The organism is Erwinia sp. E_sp_B01_1 (assembly GCF_036865545.1).
Taxonomy (GTDB): Bacteria; Pseudomonadota; Gammaproteobacteria; order Enterobacterales; family Enterobacteriaceae; genus Erwinia.
The window spans coordinates 2,744,766-2,761,314 of record NZ_CP142208.1 but is presented as its reverse complement, the minus strand read 5'-3'; the positions used below and the strand labels follow the sequence as shown (position 1 = coordinate 2,761,314).

13 protein-coding genes are annotated in these 16,549 nt (G+C 54.8%); 11 read left to right on the top strand and 2 right to left on the bottom strand.

Annotation, left to right across the window (positions count from 1 at the left end; translation table 11 throughout):
• Positions 1-161: 161 nt before the first annotated feature.
• From VRC33_RS13070 to VRC33_RS13020, 11 genes are all read left to right on the top strand, one after another.
• The gene (locus VRC33_RS13070) at positions 162-1,826 is read left to right on the top strand and encodes a methyl-accepting chemotaxis protein (RefSeq protein ID WP_338556504.1); all 1,665 of its coding nucleotides are present in this window, start codon (positions 162-164) and stop codon (positions 1,824-1,826) included.
• A gap of 124 nt (positions 1,827-1,950) precedes the next feature.
• Complete coding sequence (locus tag VRC33_RS13065) at positions 1,951-3,621, top strand: methyl-accepting chemotaxis protein (RefSeq protein WP_338556500.1); 1,671 nt, start codon at positions 1,951-1,953, stop codon at positions 3,619-3,621.
• Positions 3,622-3,818: 197 nt separating this feature from the next.
• A complete protein-coding gene (locus tag VRC33_RS13060; protein WP_338556498.1) occupies positions 3,819-5,498 on the top strand; it encodes a methyl-accepting chemotaxis protein in 1,680 nt (559 codons plus the stop codon).
• A gap of 101 nt (positions 5,499-5,599) precedes the next feature.
• A complete protein-coding gene (locus VRC33_RS13055) occupies positions 5,600-7,093 on the top strand; it encodes a methyl-accepting chemotaxis protein (protein ID WP_338564293.1) in 1,494 nt (497 codons plus the stop codon).
• Positions 7,094-7,179: 86 nt separating this feature from the next.
• Positions 7,180-8,052, top strand: a complete 873-nt coding sequence (gene cheR, locus VRC33_RS13050) for a protein-glutamate O-methyltransferase CheR (protein ID WP_338556495.1) — start codon at positions 7,180-7,182, stop codon at positions 8,050-8,052.
• Complete coding sequence (locus VRC33_RS13045; RefSeq protein WP_338556492.1) at positions 8,052-9,101, top strand: chemotaxis response regulator protein-glutamate methylesterase; 1,050 nt, start codon at positions 8,052-8,054, stop codon at positions 9,099-9,101. Before cheR ends, VRC33_RS13045 begins: the two co-directional genes overlap by 1 nt.
• 42 nt (positions 9,102-9,143) lie before the next feature.
• Entirely contained in the window at positions 9,144-9,533 is a 390-nt protein-coding gene (gene cheY, locus VRC33_RS13040; protein WP_338556490.1) for a chemotaxis response regulator CheY, read from the top strand.
• A gap of 9 nt (positions 9,534-9,542) precedes the next feature.
• Positions 9,543-10,187 carry a protein phosphatase CheZ gene (gene cheZ, locus VRC33_RS13035; protein WP_338556487.1) on the top strand — a complete coding sequence of 215 codons (645 nt, stop codon included), beginning with the start codon at positions 9,543-9,545 and terminating at the stop codon, positions 10,185-10,187.
• Between the two features lie 207 nt (positions 10,188-10,394).
• Entirely contained in the window at positions 10,395-11,540 is a 1,146-nt protein-coding gene (flhB, locus tag VRC33_RS13030; RefSeq protein ID WP_338556485.1) for a flagellar biosynthesis protein FlhB, read from the top strand.
• The gene (flhA, locus tag VRC33_RS13025) at positions 11,540-13,618 is read left to right on the top strand and encodes a flagellar biosynthesis protein FlhA (RefSeq protein WP_338556482.1); all 2,079 of its coding nucleotides are present in this window, start codon (positions 11,540-11,542) and stop codon (positions 13,616-13,618) included. Before flhB ends, flhA begins: the two co-directional genes overlap by 1 nt.
• Positions 13,618-14,013, top strand: coding sequence for a flagellar protein FlhE (locus tag VRC33_RS13020; RefSeq protein WP_338556479.1), 396 nt, complete (start codon positions 13,618-13,620; stop codon positions 14,011-14,013). Before flhA ends, VRC33_RS13020 begins: the two co-directional genes overlap by 1 nt.
• Before the next feature lie 222 nt (positions 14,014-14,235).
• Here the strand turns inward: VRC33_RS13020 and argS are convergent, their stop codons facing one another.
• Together argS and VRC33_RS13010 are read right to left on the bottom strand one after the other, a co-directional pair.
• Positions 14,236-15,966 (bottom strand): arginine--tRNA ligase, encoded by a 1,731-nt coding sequence (gene argS, locus VRC33_RS13015; RefSeq protein ID WP_338556476.1) that lies wholly within the window; start codon positions 15,964-15,966, stop codon positions 14,236-14,238.
• Between the two features lie 215 nt (positions 15,967-16,181).
• A complete protein-coding gene (locus VRC33_RS13010; RefSeq protein ID WP_338556474.1) occupies positions 16,182-16,319 on the bottom strand; it encodes a hypothetical protein in 138 nt (45 codons plus the stop codon).
• Positions 16,320-16,549: the final 230 nt, after the last annotated feature.

Here is a 16,549-nt window from a genome sequence, read left to right as displayed (position 1 = left end):
GTAGTCCGGGATAATACCCACAAGGAGATAGTGGAATATATCGTGAGCACCTAAATTGCAGGTTTTAGTAACTAAAATAACCCGCCTCGCTCACATAAAGTTTCGGCATGCAGCGCCGATAAATCTGGTGTTGTCCCACTTTCTTACACCAAGGGTTCCCTATGTTTACACGCATTAAAGTAGTGACCAGTCTTCTGCTGGTTCTCCTGATCTTCGGCTCTATGCAGCTGATATCGGGTGGAGTATTTATTCGCGCGCTGATCAGCGACAAAGATAGTTTTTCCATTGCTCAGAACTCCAGTGACAACGTGGCGGCTTTCACCGACGCGTGGATTGCTCTGAACCAGACCCGCATCACCCTGAACCGGGGCATGCTGCGTTTGCAGAGTGAAACAGCAAACAGCATCAACAGCGCCTCCCTGACCACTATCAGTGACCAGGGGAAAAAACTGCTGGCGGATGCCGATAAATCTTACGAACTGTATAAATCTATCCCGAACACCAAAGGGCTCTCACCTGAAGTGATCGCCGCGCTGGAAAATAACTACGGGATCTATTCCAAAACGCTGGGACAGATGCTGCAGCTGATGGAAAGCAAACAGCTGACTGAGATGTTCAAGCTGGATATTGAGCAGAAGCAGAATGATATGCAGGCAGCTTATACCCAGTGGCGTGACGCGCAGAAAATCATCACCGTTCAGGGTGTGGAAGCGAACGAAGCGGCCTACACCAAAATGTTGTGGGTGATTGGCACCGTGATGGTGCTGGTAGTGGCGCTGATTTCGCTGTGCTGGGTCGGTCTGCGCAAGGTGTTAATCACGCCGCTGCAAACCAGTATCAGCCATATCAGCCATATCGCTGAAGGCGATCTGACCCATACCATTGAAGTGGAAGGGCGAAATGAGATGGCCCAGCTGGCAACCAGCCTGAAAGAGATGCAGCAGGCGCTGGTGCGGACAGTCAGCGACGTGCGCGATGGTTCTGATGCGATTTATACCGGTGCGAGCGAGATCGCGGCGGGTAACAACGATCTTTCTGCCCGTACTGAGCAGCAGGCGGCTTCTCTGGAACAAACCGCAGCCAGCATGGAGCAGTTGACGGCTACCGTGAAGCAGAATGCCGAGAACGCCCGTCAGGCTTCGCAGCTGGCATTAAGCGCCTCTGAAACCGCAATGAAAGGCGGCAAGGTAGTGGATGGCGTGGTGAAAACCATGAGCGACATCGCCGGCAGCTCCAAGAAAATCGCTGATATCACCAGCGTGATCGATGGCATCGCCTTCCAGACCAACATTCTTGCGTTAAACGCCGCAGTAGAAGCAGCGCGTGCTGGCGAGCAGGGACGTGGTTTCGCCGTGGTAGCTGGCGAAGTGCGTAACCTGGCCCAGCGCAGCGCGCAGGCAGCCAAAGAGATCAAGAGCCTGATCGAAGACTCTGTGACTCGTGTGGACAGCGGTACTCAGCTGGTGGCCACCGCCGGTGACACCATGAGTGACATCGTGAATGCGGTAACCCGCGTGACCGACATCATGGGTGAAATTGCTTCCGCTTCGGATGAGCAGAGCAAAGGAATCGATCAGGTTGGCACGGCGGTTACCGAGATGGATCGTGTGACCCAGCAGAACGCCTCACTGGTAGAAGAATCCGCTACGGCCGCTGCGGCACTGGAAGATCAGGCCAGCCGCCTGACTCAGGCAGTGTCGGTGTTCCGTGTGCGTAAAGAGCAGGGGATCCAACCCGTCAGAGCCGCTACGGTAAGCCGTGCTGCTCAGCCGACGGCGAAAAAAGCGCTACCTGCCACCTCAGAAAATAACTGGGAAACCTTCTGAGTCAGCAGCGAACGTAAGGGAGTGCGTGCGTGTAAAAGTTCCTGAGTTCATCCGCTGAGCAATCAGCGGATGAACGCAATTAAGCCCCATAACCCTGGTGCATTGGCCCCGTTCAGAGGTAGTTATGTTTAAACGTATTAAAGTTGTCACCGGCCTGGTCAGCCTGCTGGTGCTGTTCGTGGTGTTGCAGGCAGGTACCGGCACTCTGTTTTATCAGACGGTGAAAAGCGATCGGGATAATTTTGCCGTCAATCAGAAGCTGCGGGTTCTGCAGCAGTCAATGGGCACTTCGTGGGTTTCGCTGGTGCAGGCACGTAACACGCTGAACCGCGCGGCGATCCGTTATCTGCAGGATGCTAACCAGATGGGGTCCGGTTCAACCGTAAAAGATCTTCTGGTGCTGGCGCAGCAGAATCTGGATGTTGCCGATGCGTCATTGGCGAAATTCAATGCCAGCCTGTCGGAAGAGGGCAAAACGGCTGAAAACGTCAAGCAGTTGCAGGCAGGCTATCAGCAGCTGCACGATGCGCTGACCGCGCTGGTCGGCATGTTGCAGACCGGGCAGTTTGATGGCTTTATCGCGCAGCCTACCCAGAGTTATCAGGATCAGTTTGAGAAAACCTATAACGCCTGGCTGGAAACCAACAACAGCCTGACCTCTGAAGGCATCAAGGCTAACGAGCAGGCTTATTACCACACGCTGTGGACGTTACTGGCGGTGGCGCTGATTTTACTGGCAGTGATTATGCTGGCCTGGAGCGGCATCTATAAAATCCTGCTGCGTCCATTGAAAAGCAACATTGAGCATATTCGTCATATCGCCAGCGGTGACCTGACCCAGTCAATCCTGGTGGAAGGCCGTAGCGAGATGACCGAACTGGCTGCAAACCTGCGTGAGATGCAGCAGTCTCTGGTTCGCACGGTAAGCGATGTCCGTGACGGCTCCGACGCTATCTACACGGGTGCCAGTGAAATTTCCGCAGGCAACAACGATCTCTCATCCCGTACCGAGCAGCAGGCAGCGTCACTGGAAGAGACCGCAGCCAGCATGGAGCAGTTGACGGCTACCGTGAAGCAGAATGCCGAGAACGCCCGTCAGGCTTCTCAGCTGGCGCTCAGCGCTTCTGAAACCGCGCAGAAGGGCGGCAAGGTGGTGGATGGCGTGGTGAAAACCATGAACGACATTGCCGGCAGCTCCAAGAAAATTGCTGATATCACCAGCGTGATCGATGGTATCGCTTTCCAGACCAATATCCTGGCGCTGAACGCCGCGGTGGAAGCCGCCCGTGCAGGCGAGCAGGGTCGTGGCTTTGCAGTCGTCGCAGGTGAAGTGCGTAACCTGGCTCAGCGTAGCGCGCAGGCTGCTAAAGAGATTAAAGGCCTGATTGAAGACTCTGTAGCCCGTGTGGATACCGGTTCGGTGCTGGTAGAAAGCGCAGGGGAAACCATGGCGGATATCGTCAGTGCGGTCACCCGTGTGACCGATATCATGGGTGAGATTGCTTCTGCTTCGGATGAGCAGAGCAAAGGGATCGACCAGGTTGGCACGGCGGTTACCGAGATGGACCGTGTGACTCAGCAGAACGCCTCGCTGGTGGAAGAGTCCGCTGCGGCTGCGGCGGCCCTTGAAGAGCAGGCGAGCCGTCTGTCACAGGCAGTTGCCGTGTTCCGGGTGCGCAAAGAGGCTGTAAATGCCCCCGCGCAGCACCGGGTCGCTTCACATAAGCCGGCAAAAGCCGCTGCCCTGAAGACCGCTGCTCCGGCAACGTCTGACAGCAACTGGGAAACCTTCTGATTAAGCAGTAATTACGGTGGCAGCGCTCTGCTGTCACCGTCCGTACCCCCTTCAAAATTCATCCAGTCCGTAATTCTCCGAATAATATCCCTAATCCCACAATAAAGATCCGGTTACAGGTGCCGATAATCAAAGCCAATGGAAGCCCCGGACGGGCAGCATGATTTTGCGTGTAAATGGAATATCAAGGAGTAGTTATGTTAAAGCGTGTGAAGGTGGTTACGGGTCTGGTAGGGGTACTGACGTTATTTGCCCTGTTGCAGTTGGGAACGGGCGGATTGTTTTATAAAACCGTCAATGACGACAAAACAAATTTTGCTTACAACCAGCATCTCCGCGAACTGCAGCAGTATATGGGCACCTCATGGATCTCTCTGGTTCAGGCGCGTAACTCCCTTAACAGGGCAGGAATGCGCTATCTGATGGACATGACCAATACGGGAGCAGGGCCCTCGGTCAGTGAACTGGTCGCGCTGGGGAATTCGGAGCTGAAGGAAGGCGACGAAGCGATGGAGAAATTTAATGCCACCCTGACCGAAGAAGGGAAGGCGCAGGAAAACGTCAAAACGCTGCAGGCAAACTACCAGCAGTATCGTCAGGCGCTGGGTGACCTGGCCGTCATGATGACCACCGATCGTTTTCAGGAGTCCGTCACTCAGCCTACGCAGAGCTATCAGGATCAGCTGGGTAAGGCCTATGACGCCTGGCTGGACGCCAATAACGCCCTGACCGCTAAAGCCATCCTCACCAACCATAATGCCTATCGCACTACGATCTGGCTGCTGCTGGGCGTGCTGGTGGTGACGCTGACGGTAATAGTGGTGAGCTGGAAAGGCATCTTCAATATTTTGCTCGCCCCGCTGAAAACCAATATCGAGCATATCCGCCGTATTGCCGATGGCGATCTGACCAAAACGATAGTGGTGGAAGGGCAGAGCGAAATGACCGATTTAGCCTCAAGCCTGCTGGATATGCAGCAATCCCTGGTGCGCACCGTTAGCCATGTTCGCGAGGGCTCTGATTCAATCTATACCGGTGCCAGTGAAATCTCTGCCGGTAACAACGATCTCTCTTCCCGTACTGAGCAGCAGGCTGCCGCGCTGGAACAAACCGCAGCCAGCATGGAGCAGTTAACCGCCACCGTTAAGCAGAATGCCGAGAATGCACGTCAGGCCTCACAGCTGGCCCTCAGCGCCTCCGGCACGGCAGAGAAGGGCGGCAAAGTGGTGGATGGCGTGGTGAGAACCATGAGCGACATCGCCGGCAGTTCCAAGAAGATTGCTGATATCACCAGCGTGATTGACGGCATCGCCTTCCAGACCAATATCCTGGCGTTAAACGCCGCTGTCGAAGCCGCACGAGCAGGCGAGCAGGGGCGTGGTTTTGCCGTGGTAGCGGGTGAAGTTCGTAGCCTGGCCCAGCGCAGCGCGCAGGCTGCAAAAGAGATCAAATTACTGATCGAAGACTCTGTGTCCCGTGTGGATGCCGGTTCAGCCTTGGTGGAAAGCGCCGGTGAAACCATGGCGGACATTGTCAGTTCGGTCACACGGGTGACCGACATCATGGGCGAAATTGCCTCCGCTTCTGATGAGCAGAGTAAAGGAATTGAGCAGGTAGGGACGGCAGTGACCGAGATGGATCGTGTCACGCAGCAGAACGCCGCTCTGGTGGAAGAGTCGGCCGGGGCCGCCGCAGCGCTGGAAGCGCAGGCGAGCAGGCTCAGCCAGGCCGTGGCGGTGTTCCAAATCAGTAAAGAAAAAGCCAGCGCAGCCGTTAATGTCACTACGCCGGTGAAAAAACCGCTGTTATCGCCTGTCGGAGTGACACGAAAAGCCCTGGAATCAGCCACGGCTGAAAACAACTGGGAAACATTTTGAGATGAGCTTAAACCGCCCTCAGGGGCGGTTGTACAAGGAGAGTAAAAGTGAACCGGATTCGTATCTCAACAACAATTATCGTGTTACTGGCCGTGCTCTGCATGATGCAGATCGTCGGCGGAGGGTTGTCCTTTAACTCTTTCCGTCTGGATGCAAAAAATTTAAATGACGTTGAGATCAGCGGCCATCAACGGGAAGCGCTGGGTGAAGTCTGGGCGTCATTACTGAGCGCGCGCGTCACGTTAAGCCGGGCCGGAACGCGAGCTGCGATGAACGTCTCGCGGGAACAAGTAATAATCTTGTTAAAAATGGCTCAGAAAGATCTGGATGCTGCCGATAAAGCATATAAGGAATTCGATTCTATCCCCGCCATCACCCCTGAAGGGGAGGAATTGAAAAAGGGGATGCAGAGCGATTATGACATTTACGCCAAAGAACTGACGGGATTAGGTCACTATCTGGACGCTGGCGAGGTGCAGGCCTACCTCGATTCTCCTACGCAGAAGAAACAGGAGAATTTTCAGACGCAGTACAAAGTCTGGATGAAGCATATCGATACGTTGCGTGAACATGCAACTGACGCCAGTAAAGGATTTTATACCCTGTCGAAAATCATCTTTGGTGGTTCGGTGATGTTGTCCCTGCTGGTAACAACGGCCGGTATCTGGTGGGTAGGTAAAGAAGTTATCGCCCCGCTGGCGGTGATGCGCAGCCACTTCGGGCGTATTGCATCCGGGGATCTGGCGGGCCGCATTACCCTGGCAGGGCGCAACGAACTGAGCCAGCTGTTCAACAGCCTGAATGAGATGCAGGTGGCACTGGCAGAAACCGTCAGTAGCGTGCGCGATGGCAGTAACGCCATGCAGGTGGGCATTCGTGAGATTGCGGCGGGGAATACCGACCTCTCTTCACGTACTGAGCAGCAGGCATCTTCGCTGGCAGAAACGGCAGCCAGTATGGAGCAGCTGACGGCCACGGTCAGTGCCAACGCCGAAAATGCGCTTCAGGCCGCAGTGGTAGTAAAACAAGCCTCGGTAACGGCGAACAAAGGCGGATCGCTGACGGCAAAAGTGGTCACCACCATGAGTGACATTGCGGTGAGTTCGAAAAAGATTGCCGATATCACCAGTGTGATCGATGGCATTGCATTCCAGACCAATATTCTGGCCCTGAATGCGGCAGTTGAAGCAGCGCGTGCAGGTGAGCAGGGTCGGGGGTTTGCTGTGGTGGCGGGTGAAGTGCGTAACCTGGCCCAGCGCAGCGCTCAGGCGGCTAAAGAGATAAAAGTGCTGATTGATGCTTCGGTAACCCGGGTGGATCAGGGGGCAGTTTTAGTAGCTTCTGCGGGCGAAACCATGGATGAAATCGTGAAGTCAGTGACCAGAGTCGACGACATCATGAACGAGATCGCCTCAGCTTCTGAGGAACAACGCCGGGGGATAGAGCAGGTAGCCCTTGCGGTAAGCCAGATGGATCAGGTGACACAACAGAATGCCGCGCTGGTAGAGGAAGCGGCAACAGCTACAGATGCACTTGAAGCACAAGCTGAACATCTGACGGGAGCGGTAAAACGCTTCTCATTTGCTGATGTTTAAGCGGTAGTCCAGGTTGCCTGACCGGCATACAGGGAAAATAAGAATGCTTTTAACCCCTTAATCAGTTCTTTGCAGGGCGGCCTTACATGAAAAAATCGACGTTGTTAGCACCGCAGGAAAACGCAACGCTGTTGTCACAAATGGTGCAGCGTCTGCCGTTATCCGATACGCACTTTAAGCGTATCAGCCAATTAATTTATCAGCGCGCTGGCATCGTACTCGCCGATCACAAGCGAGAAATGGTTTACAACCGCCTGGTGAGGCGGTTACGGATGTTGGGCATTGATGACTTCGGTCGTTACCTGGCTATCCTGGAAAATGACATTAACAGCCCTGAGTGGCAGGCGTTTATCAACTCCCTGACCACCAACCTGACGGCATTTTTCCGCGAAGCGCACCACTTTCCGATCCTGGCGGATCATGCGAAACGGCGCAGCGGCAATTTCAGCGTCTGGTGTGCGGCAGCTTCCACTGGCGAGGAGCCTTACTCCATCGCCATGACGTTAGCGGAAACGCTGGGTGCCGGGCCTGGAAAATTTCAGATCCACGCCAGCGACATTGATACACAAGTGCTGGAAAAAGCCCTGGCCGGCGTCTACCGGCAGGAAGAGCTTCGCACGCTGTCTCCACAGCAGCTGCAACGCTTCTTTTTCCGGGGAACAGGCCCGCACTCCGGAATGGTGCGGGTACGGCCTGAGCTGGCTAACTCAATTACCTATGCGCAGCTGAATTTACTGGGCAACGACTGGGCATTACCGGGACAGTTTGACGCCATTTTCTGCCGTAATGTGATGATTTATTTCGATAAAGAAACACAGGAAAAGATCCTGCGCCGTTTTGTACCTCTGTTGAAGCCTGGCGGTATTTTGTTTGCCGGGCACTCAGAGAACTTCAGCCAGATCAGTAAAGAGTTTTACCTGCGTGGCCAGACAGTCTATGGACTGACTAAGGAAAGATAATGGGCAAAATCAGAGTGTTATGCGTTGATGACTCCGCACTGATGCGACAGTTGATGACCGAGATCATCAACAGCCATTCAGATATGGAGATGGTGGCCTCAGCCCCGGATCCGCTGGTGGCAAGGGATATGATCAAAGAGTTCAACCCGGATGTGCTGACTCTGGATGTTGAAATGCCCCGCATGGATGGCCTCGATTTCCTGGAGAAATTGATGAGGCTGCGTCCGATGCCGGTGGTGATGGTCTCCTCCCTGACGGGGAAAGGATCGGAAGTGACGCTGCGGGCGCTGGAACTGGGCGCGGTGGATTTTGTCACCAAACCTTCGCTGGGTATTCGCGAAGGAATGCTGGCCTACAGCCAGACGATCGCTGACAAAGTGCGGGCCGCCTCAAGGGCAAAGCTTCACGCCCGTGGCTCACAGCCTGCGCCAGCGATGCTGAAAGCGGGGCCGTTACTGAGTAGCGAAAAGCTGATCGCCATTGGCGCTTCGACCGGCGGCACAGAAGCGATCAGGCATGTGTTACAGCCTTTACCGGCTACCAGCCCGGCGCTGCTGATTACTCAGCATATGCCACCAGGTTTTACCCGCTCTTTTGCAGAGCGGCTGAACAAACTCTGCCAGATCACGGTGAAAGAGGCCGAAGATGGCGAGCGTATTCTCCCCGGCCATGCCTATATCGCACCGGGTGCCATGCACATGGAGTTGTCCCGCAGTGGGGCTAACTACCAGGTGAAACTGAATGAAGGTCCGCCGGTTAATCGTCACAAGCCGTCGGTCGATGTGTTGTTTAAATCTGTTGCACAGTTCGCAGGGCGTAACGCCGTAGGGGTAATCCTTACCGGCATGGGTAACGACGGTGCAGCAGGGCTGTTAGCAATGAACAAGGCGGGAGCCTGGACCATTGCGCAAAACGAAGCAAGTTGTGTGGTATTTGGCATGCCGCGTGAGGCTATTGCCCTCGGCGGCGCCAGTGAAGTGGTGGATCTCCACCAAATCAGTCAGCACATGCTGGCAAAAATTAGCGCCGGACAGGCATTACGTATTTAGAGCAGCGCCCGTCCCGCGGGGCTACAAAAAACAGGAGTAAGTATGGCTGATAAAAATATGCGGTTTCTGGTGGTCGACGATTTCAACACCATGCGTCGTATCGTCCGTAACCTGCTGAAGGAACTGGGCTTTAACAACGTTGAAGAAGCAGAGGACGGTGTGGATGCACTGACCAAACTGCGCGCCGGTGGCTTCGATTTCGTTATCTCCGACTGGAACATGCCAAACATGGATGGCCTGCAACTGCTGCAGACCATTCGTGCAGACGCGGCAATGAGCAAGTTGCCGGTACTGATGGTGACCGCGGAAGCGAAGAAAGAGAATATTATTGCGGCTGCTCAGGCGGGTGCCAGCGGCTACGTCGTTAAACCTTTTACAGCAGCTACCCTTGAAGAAAAGCTTGGTAAGATCTTCGAAAAGCTGGGTATGTAAGGAGCCGAGATGAGCGAAATTCCGAAACCAAGTACCGACGCGGCCTCGGCCCAGGAGATTATCTCCCGAATTGGCTCGCTGACGCGGATGCTGCGCGACAGCCTGCGTGAACTGGGGCTGGATCAGGCGATTGCTGAAGCAGCAGAAGCCATTCCGGACGCCCGCGATCGTCTGGATTATGTAGTGCAAATGACCGCGCAGGCGGCTGAACGTGCCCTCAACTGCGTGGAAGCTGCTCAGCCGCGTCAGACAGTGATCGAGAATGGTGCGAAAGAGTTGAAGGGACGCTGGGATGAGTGGTTTGAAAACCCCATCGAACTGGCTGATGCCCGTTCACTGGTTTCGGATACTCGTGGTTACCTGGAGTCCGTGCCAGAACACACCTCATTCACCAATGCGCAACTGCTTGAAATCATGATGGCGCAGGATTTCCAGGATCTCACCGGCCAGGTGATCAAGCGCATGATGGATGTTATCCAGGAGATTGAACGCCAGCTGTTGATGGTGTTGCTGGAGAACATGCCCGATCAGCCTGCCCGTCCGAAGAAAGATGAAGACAGCCTGCTGAACGGTCCACAGATTAATGGCACCGCGCCTGGCGTGGTTGCTAACCAGGATCAGGTTGACGATTTGCTGGATAGCCTTGGGTTTTAAGCCTGCTTCTGGCCCCGTGTCAGAATCTGTATTAAACATCAGCCAGTAAGTAAACTGTCGGGACGGTATCATGCCGCCCCGACGGTTTTTGTTCCTGTTTTCTACCATCCGCTAAATAACCCCCTTTTTTTGCGTTTACTCGCCTCATTATTCCCCCGCCAGTTTGTCATGCTACCCACTGAAATTTTGACCTGAAGGTAAGTTGCCGTGTCTCAGGATAGCGACGAGGAAAAGACCGAATCCGCTACCCCTCACCGACTTGAAAAAGCACGAGAGGAGGGGCAAATACCGCGTTCGCGCGAGCTGACCTCCGTGCTGATGCTGGTGACGGGATTAAGCATTCTGTGGATGAGCGGCGGAACAATGGCGCAGAAAGTCGGCGCTTTACTGGCTGACGGCCTTAAATTCAACCATTCCGTGGTCAGCGATACCAGCCAGATGTTCCACCTGATGAGTAACCTGGTGGTGCAGGGCGTCTTCGCGCTGCTGCCGATGATGGCAGGCCTGGTGCTGGTGGCTATCGCCGCGCCGATGCTGCTGGGCGGTTTAGTGATCAGCGGCAAAGCGATCAAATTTGACCTGGGCAAGATGAACCCGCTGAAAGGGTTAAAGCGTCTGTTCTCCGCCCAGTCGGCGGCAGAACTGGTCAAAGCGGTGCTGAAGGCGATTCTGGTTGGCTGCGTGACCTGGGTTTATATCAGCCATAACTGGCCAAATATGCTGCGTCTGATCAGCGAATCACCTTATACCGCGCTGGCCAGCGCGCTGAATATGATCGCCATGTGCAGCGTGCTTATCGTACTGGGCCTGTCGCCCATGGTCGGTTTTGACGTTTTCTGGCAGCTATACAGCTACTTCAAAAACCTGCGAATGACGCGTCAGGACATTCGTGATGAGCACAAGCAGCAGGAAGGCGACCCGCACGTTAAGGGACGGATCCGTCAGCAAATGCGTGCTGCAGCCCGACGCCGCATGATGGCTGATGTGCCAAAGGCGGATGTGATTGTGACCAACCCGACGCACTACTCCGTCGCGCTGCAGTATGACGAACGTAAAATGAGTGCGCCTAAAGTGGTAGCGAAAGGCGCAGGAGAAATTGCCCTGCGCATCCGTGAACTGGGCAAAGAGCACCGTATACCTGTTTTAGAAGCACCGCCGCTGGCGCGTGCATTGTATCGACACAGTGAAATTGGGCAGCATATTCCGGGAACGTTATATGCCGCTGTAGCAGAAGTTTTGGCCTGGGTATGGCAACTCCGCCGCTGGAAGCTGGAAGGAGGCCTGGCCCCGAAAAGACCTGACAATTTACCTGTGCCGGAAGCACTGGACTTTGCCACAAGAGAAGAAGACTGATGGGGAATCTGGCCGCATTACTACGGTTACCGAACTTTAAAGATACTCAATGGCAGGTGATGGCCGGACCGGTATTGATCCTGATGATCCTGTCGATGATGGTGCTGCCTCTGCCGCCCTTCATTCTGGATCTGCTGTTCACGTTTAATATTGCGCTCTCAATCATGGTGCTTCTGGTGGCGATGTTCACCCAGAAAACGCTGGAGTTCGCGGCATTCCCTACCATTCTGCTGTTCTCAACGTTGCTGCGCCTGGCGCTGAACGTTGCCTCCACCCGTATCATCCTGATGGAAGGGCATACGGGGGCGGGTGCTGCGGGGCAGGTAGTGGAAGCATTCGGCCACTTCCTGGTGGGCGGTAACTTCGCCATCGGTATCGTGGTGTTTATCATCCTCGTTATTATCAACTTTATGGTTATCACCAAAGGTGCTGGCCGTATTGCAGAAGTTGGCGCGCGTTTCGTCCTGGACGGGATGCCCGGTAAACAGATGGCGATCGATGCTGACCTTAACGCCGGTCTGATTGGCGAAGATGAAGCGAAAAAACGCCGTTCTGATGTGACCCAGGAAGCGGACTTCTACGGTTCGATGGACGGTGCGAGTAAGTTCGTGCGTGGTGATGCCATCGCCGGGATTATGATCATGGTGATCAACGTGGTGGGCGGCCTGCTTGTCGGGGTGATCCAGCACGGAATGGACGTGGGTCATGCGGCAGAGAGCTACACGCTGTTGACCATTGGTGACGGTCTGGTTGCTCAGATCCCTGCGCTGGTTATCTCCACCGCTGCCGGTGTTATCGTCACCCGCGTCGGCACCGATGAAGACGTTGGCGAACAGATGGTCACCCAGCTGTTCAAAAACCCTCGCGTAATGATGCTCAGCGCCGGTGTACTGGGGCTGTTAGGCCTGGTTCCCGGAATGCCCAATCTGGTGTTCCTGCTGTTTACCGCAGCGCTGCTGGGCCTGGCCTGGTATCTCCGCGGCAAAGAAAGCCAGCCGAAAGCGGAACCCCAGGTTCAGACTAAACACGTTGAAACCTCATCGAATATCGAAGCCTCCTGGACCGACGTGCAGCTGGAAGATTCGCTGGGGATGGAAGTGGGTTACCGCCTGATCCCGATGGTTGATAACATGCAGGACGGCGAGCTGCTGGGCCGTATCCGCAGTATCCGTAAAAAGTTTGCGCAGGAGATGGGCTTCCTGCCGCCGGTGGTGCATATCCGTGACAACATGGACCTGCCGCCAGCGCGTTACCGCATTCTGATGAAGGGCGTGGAAATCGGCAGCGGTGATGCTTATCCTGGCCGCTGGATGGCGATCAACCCTGGCACGGCAGCAGGCACGCTGCCTGGTGAACCGACAGTGGATCCGGCCTTTGGCCTGGCGGCGACCTGGATTGACAGCGCGCTGAAAGAGCAGGCACAGATTCAGGGCTTCACCGTGGTGGAAGCCAGTACGGTAGTGGCAACGCACCTGAACCACCTGATTGCTCAGTACTCCAGCGATCTGTTTGGACGTCAGGAAGCGCAGCAGCTTCTGGATCGTGTGACGCAGGAAATGCCTAAGCTGACTGAAGATGTGATCCCGGGTCTGATTAGCCTGACCACGCTGCATAAAGTGCTGCAGAATCTCTTGTCAGAGCGTGTCTCTATTCGCGATATGCGCACAATTATTGAGACGCTGGCAGAACATGCACCGGTGCAGACAGATCCGCAGGAGCTGACTTCCGTGGTTCGTGTAGCGCTGGGCCGTGCTATCACCCAGCAGTGGTTCCCTGGCGGCGGTGAAGTGCAGGTTATCGGGCTGGACTCCACGCTGGAACGTCTGTTGCTGCAGGCCCTGCAGGGCGGTGGCGGTCTGGAGCCGGGTCTGGCCGATCGGTTACTGGCCCAGGCTCAGGGCGCGCTTGATCATCAGGAATCGCTGGGGGCACCGCCGGTGCTGCTGGTCAATCATCCGCTGCGCGCCTTGCTGGCCCGCTTCCTGCGCCGCAATATGCCGCAGCTGATGGTGATTTCGAATATGGAGCTGACCGATAACCGTCAGATCCGCATGACTTCCACCATTGGTGGTGCGTGATGAAGACGCTGCTGCTTAGTCTGTTACTGCTGCCTGCGATGGCGATGGCAGACAATGCCTGGCACGCCAGCAGCAGCGGCCCGGCACTGCAAAACCGGGGTGCTCAGGCCACATCTCCGGCGTTGACCCCAACCGAACCGGTGGCCGGGAACATCACGCAGATAGCCTGGCGCTACGAGCTGAGTAGCCCGGCACCCTCCGGAATGGTGGTCTACCTTTGTGCGCAAAACCGTTGCGCAGAACTCGACGGCGCCAGTGGCACCACGCGCGGGCTGACCGATGTCAGCGCCACAGAGCCGCTGCATTTCGTTTACGGTTTTCAGGGCACAGGGCGGCTTAACCGCTCAATCCGGGTTATAAGCAATGCGGTGATGGTGAACTATCGCCAGAAATAGACTGGTATAACTAAAAGGACGGAGTTCTCAGTCCTTTCAGACGGCTTACGAACCCCGAAGCGATGGGAGCATATGCCTTGAACAAAGCATCACGGGCCACGGACGGCCCGTGCTGAGCTGGCAGGGATGGCGCTTTTTGCGTCTTTGTGAGAGGCATATGCTCCCTGAGCCTGCGTTCAATTAACAACCTTAAAGGAGGGATTTCTCCGTCCTTTTGGCGTTTTACATCTTCTCTACAGTGTCGATACCCAGGGTATCCAGACCCTGCTTCAGGGTCTTCGCGGTGAGCAGGGCCAGCTTCAGGCGGCTCTGTTTTGTCGCTTCATCAGCAGCGGAGAGGATAGGGCAGTGCTCATAGAAACCAGAGAACAGACCGGCCAGATCGTATAAGTAAGCACACATTACATGTGGCGTACCGTCACGGGCGACCTGAGTGATGGTTTCTTCAAACTGCAGCAAACGAACGGCCAGCGCCGCTTCACGATCTTCAGCGATCTGCGTTGCGCCGGTGACGCCAGACTCATCAATCCCCGCTTTACGGAATACCGACAGCACACGGGTATAGGCATACTGCATGTAAGGCGCGGTGTTGCCCTCAAAGGCCAGCATGTTATCCCAGTCGAAGATATAGTCCGTGGTGCGGCTCTTGGAGAGATCGGCATATTTAACTGCACCGATACCCACGCTGTTCGCCAGCTTCTTCAGCTCATCGGCAGGCATATCGGGGTTCTTTTCGCCGACCAGTTTGGTGGCGCGTTCTACCGCTTCATCCAAGAGGTCAGAGAGTTTGATGGTACCACCAGCACGGGTTTTAAACGGCTTGCCATCTTTGCCCAGCATCATGCCAAACGCATGGTGCTCCAGAGAGACAGACTCGGGCACGTATCCGGCTTTACGGACAATCGTCCATGCCTGCATCAGATGTTGGTGCTGACGGGAATCGATGTAGTAAAGCACACGATCGGCATGCAGCGTTTCAAAGCGGTATTTGGCGCAGGCAATATCCGTGGTGGTGTAGAGGTAGCCGCCATCCTTTTTACGGATGATCACGCCCATCGGATCGCCATCTTTGTTTTTGTATTCATCCAGGAAGACTACGGTGGCACCTTCACTTTCCACGGCCAGACCTTTGGCTTTCAGGTCTTCCACGATGCCCGGCAACATGTCGTTATACAGGCTCTCACCCATCACATCTTTGCGGCTCAGCGTCACATTCATGCGATCGTAGATGATCTGATTTTGCGCCATGGTGATGTCCACCAGCTTTTTCCACATGGCTCGGCAATATTCATCGCCACCCTGCAGTTTTACCACGTAGCCACGCGCACGCTCGGCAAAGACCGGATCTTCATCATAAGTACGTTTAGCTTCACGGTAGAAGGCTTCCAGATCGGACAGCGCAATCTCTTCATGCTGCTCGTTCTGCTGCTTCTCCAGGAAGGCGATCAGCATCCCGAACTGCGTGCCCCAGTCGCCAACGTGGTTAGCGCGGATCACTTTATGCCCCAGGAACTCCTGAGTCCGCACCGCAGCGTCACCGATGATAGTTGAACGCACGTGACCGACATGCATCTCTTTTGCCACGTTCGGCGCGGAGTAGTCGATGACGATAGTCTGCGGAGTGACGGGCTCAACGCCGAGACGTGGCGCAGCGCAGACTTTATCTATCTGGGTGGAAAGCCAGTTTTTATCGAGGAACAGGTTAATAAAGCCCGGTCCGGCGATTTCAACTTTGCTGGCGATGCCCGTGAGATCGAGATGTTTGAGGACTTCTTCTGCCAGTTGTCGGGGCGCCATGCCCAGCTTTTTGGCAACGGCCATAATGCCATTTGCCTGATAGTCGCCAAACTGGGCTTTAGCTGACTGACGTATCTGCGGTTCGCAGTCGGCCTGCGCCCCTGCTGCGATCATCGCCTGACTGACTTTTTCTGAGAGAAGAGCCTGAATATTCACCGGGTTACCTTATATGCTAAAAAGTCTGCAGGTGCGCAGACCATCACCTTTCACGACGCCATACAACAGAAATTTGTATAATGGCACCGCTTAAAAAATAAGGGGAAAAGTATACTGTATTTCCGGTTCAGTTATCCAGGAACCTGCATACAGGAGGGGAAGATGAGGGGAATGGCGGCGGAAAGCAGTGCTGTGACTGTTTTCCGCCAGAGTAATCAGGTACGGCGACGGGCTGCGCGGTGAGGGCGATGCGGACTTGCAATGGTATTTTTGTCATTACGAACCTTCCAATGGCGAACCAGAGCAAACCCCATCATCGCAATCAGCGCTGCACATAAAATTAACATAAGCATTTTGCTTTTCCTTGTATGAGGGTCGGAATAAATCTATAAGAATCCAGAATACCCTACAACGTATTGCGCGGGATTTAAGAATAGTCGCATTGTATAAATTTAACTAAACTAAAACAGAAAGTTAAGGCGCATTTTCTAAATAAAAAGCTGGTCCTGAACCAGTCGAAACTGGGAACTTGTTTTGATAATTGCCATTCGGAGGCAATTTTTTCAGTTTAAGCAGGCTATTC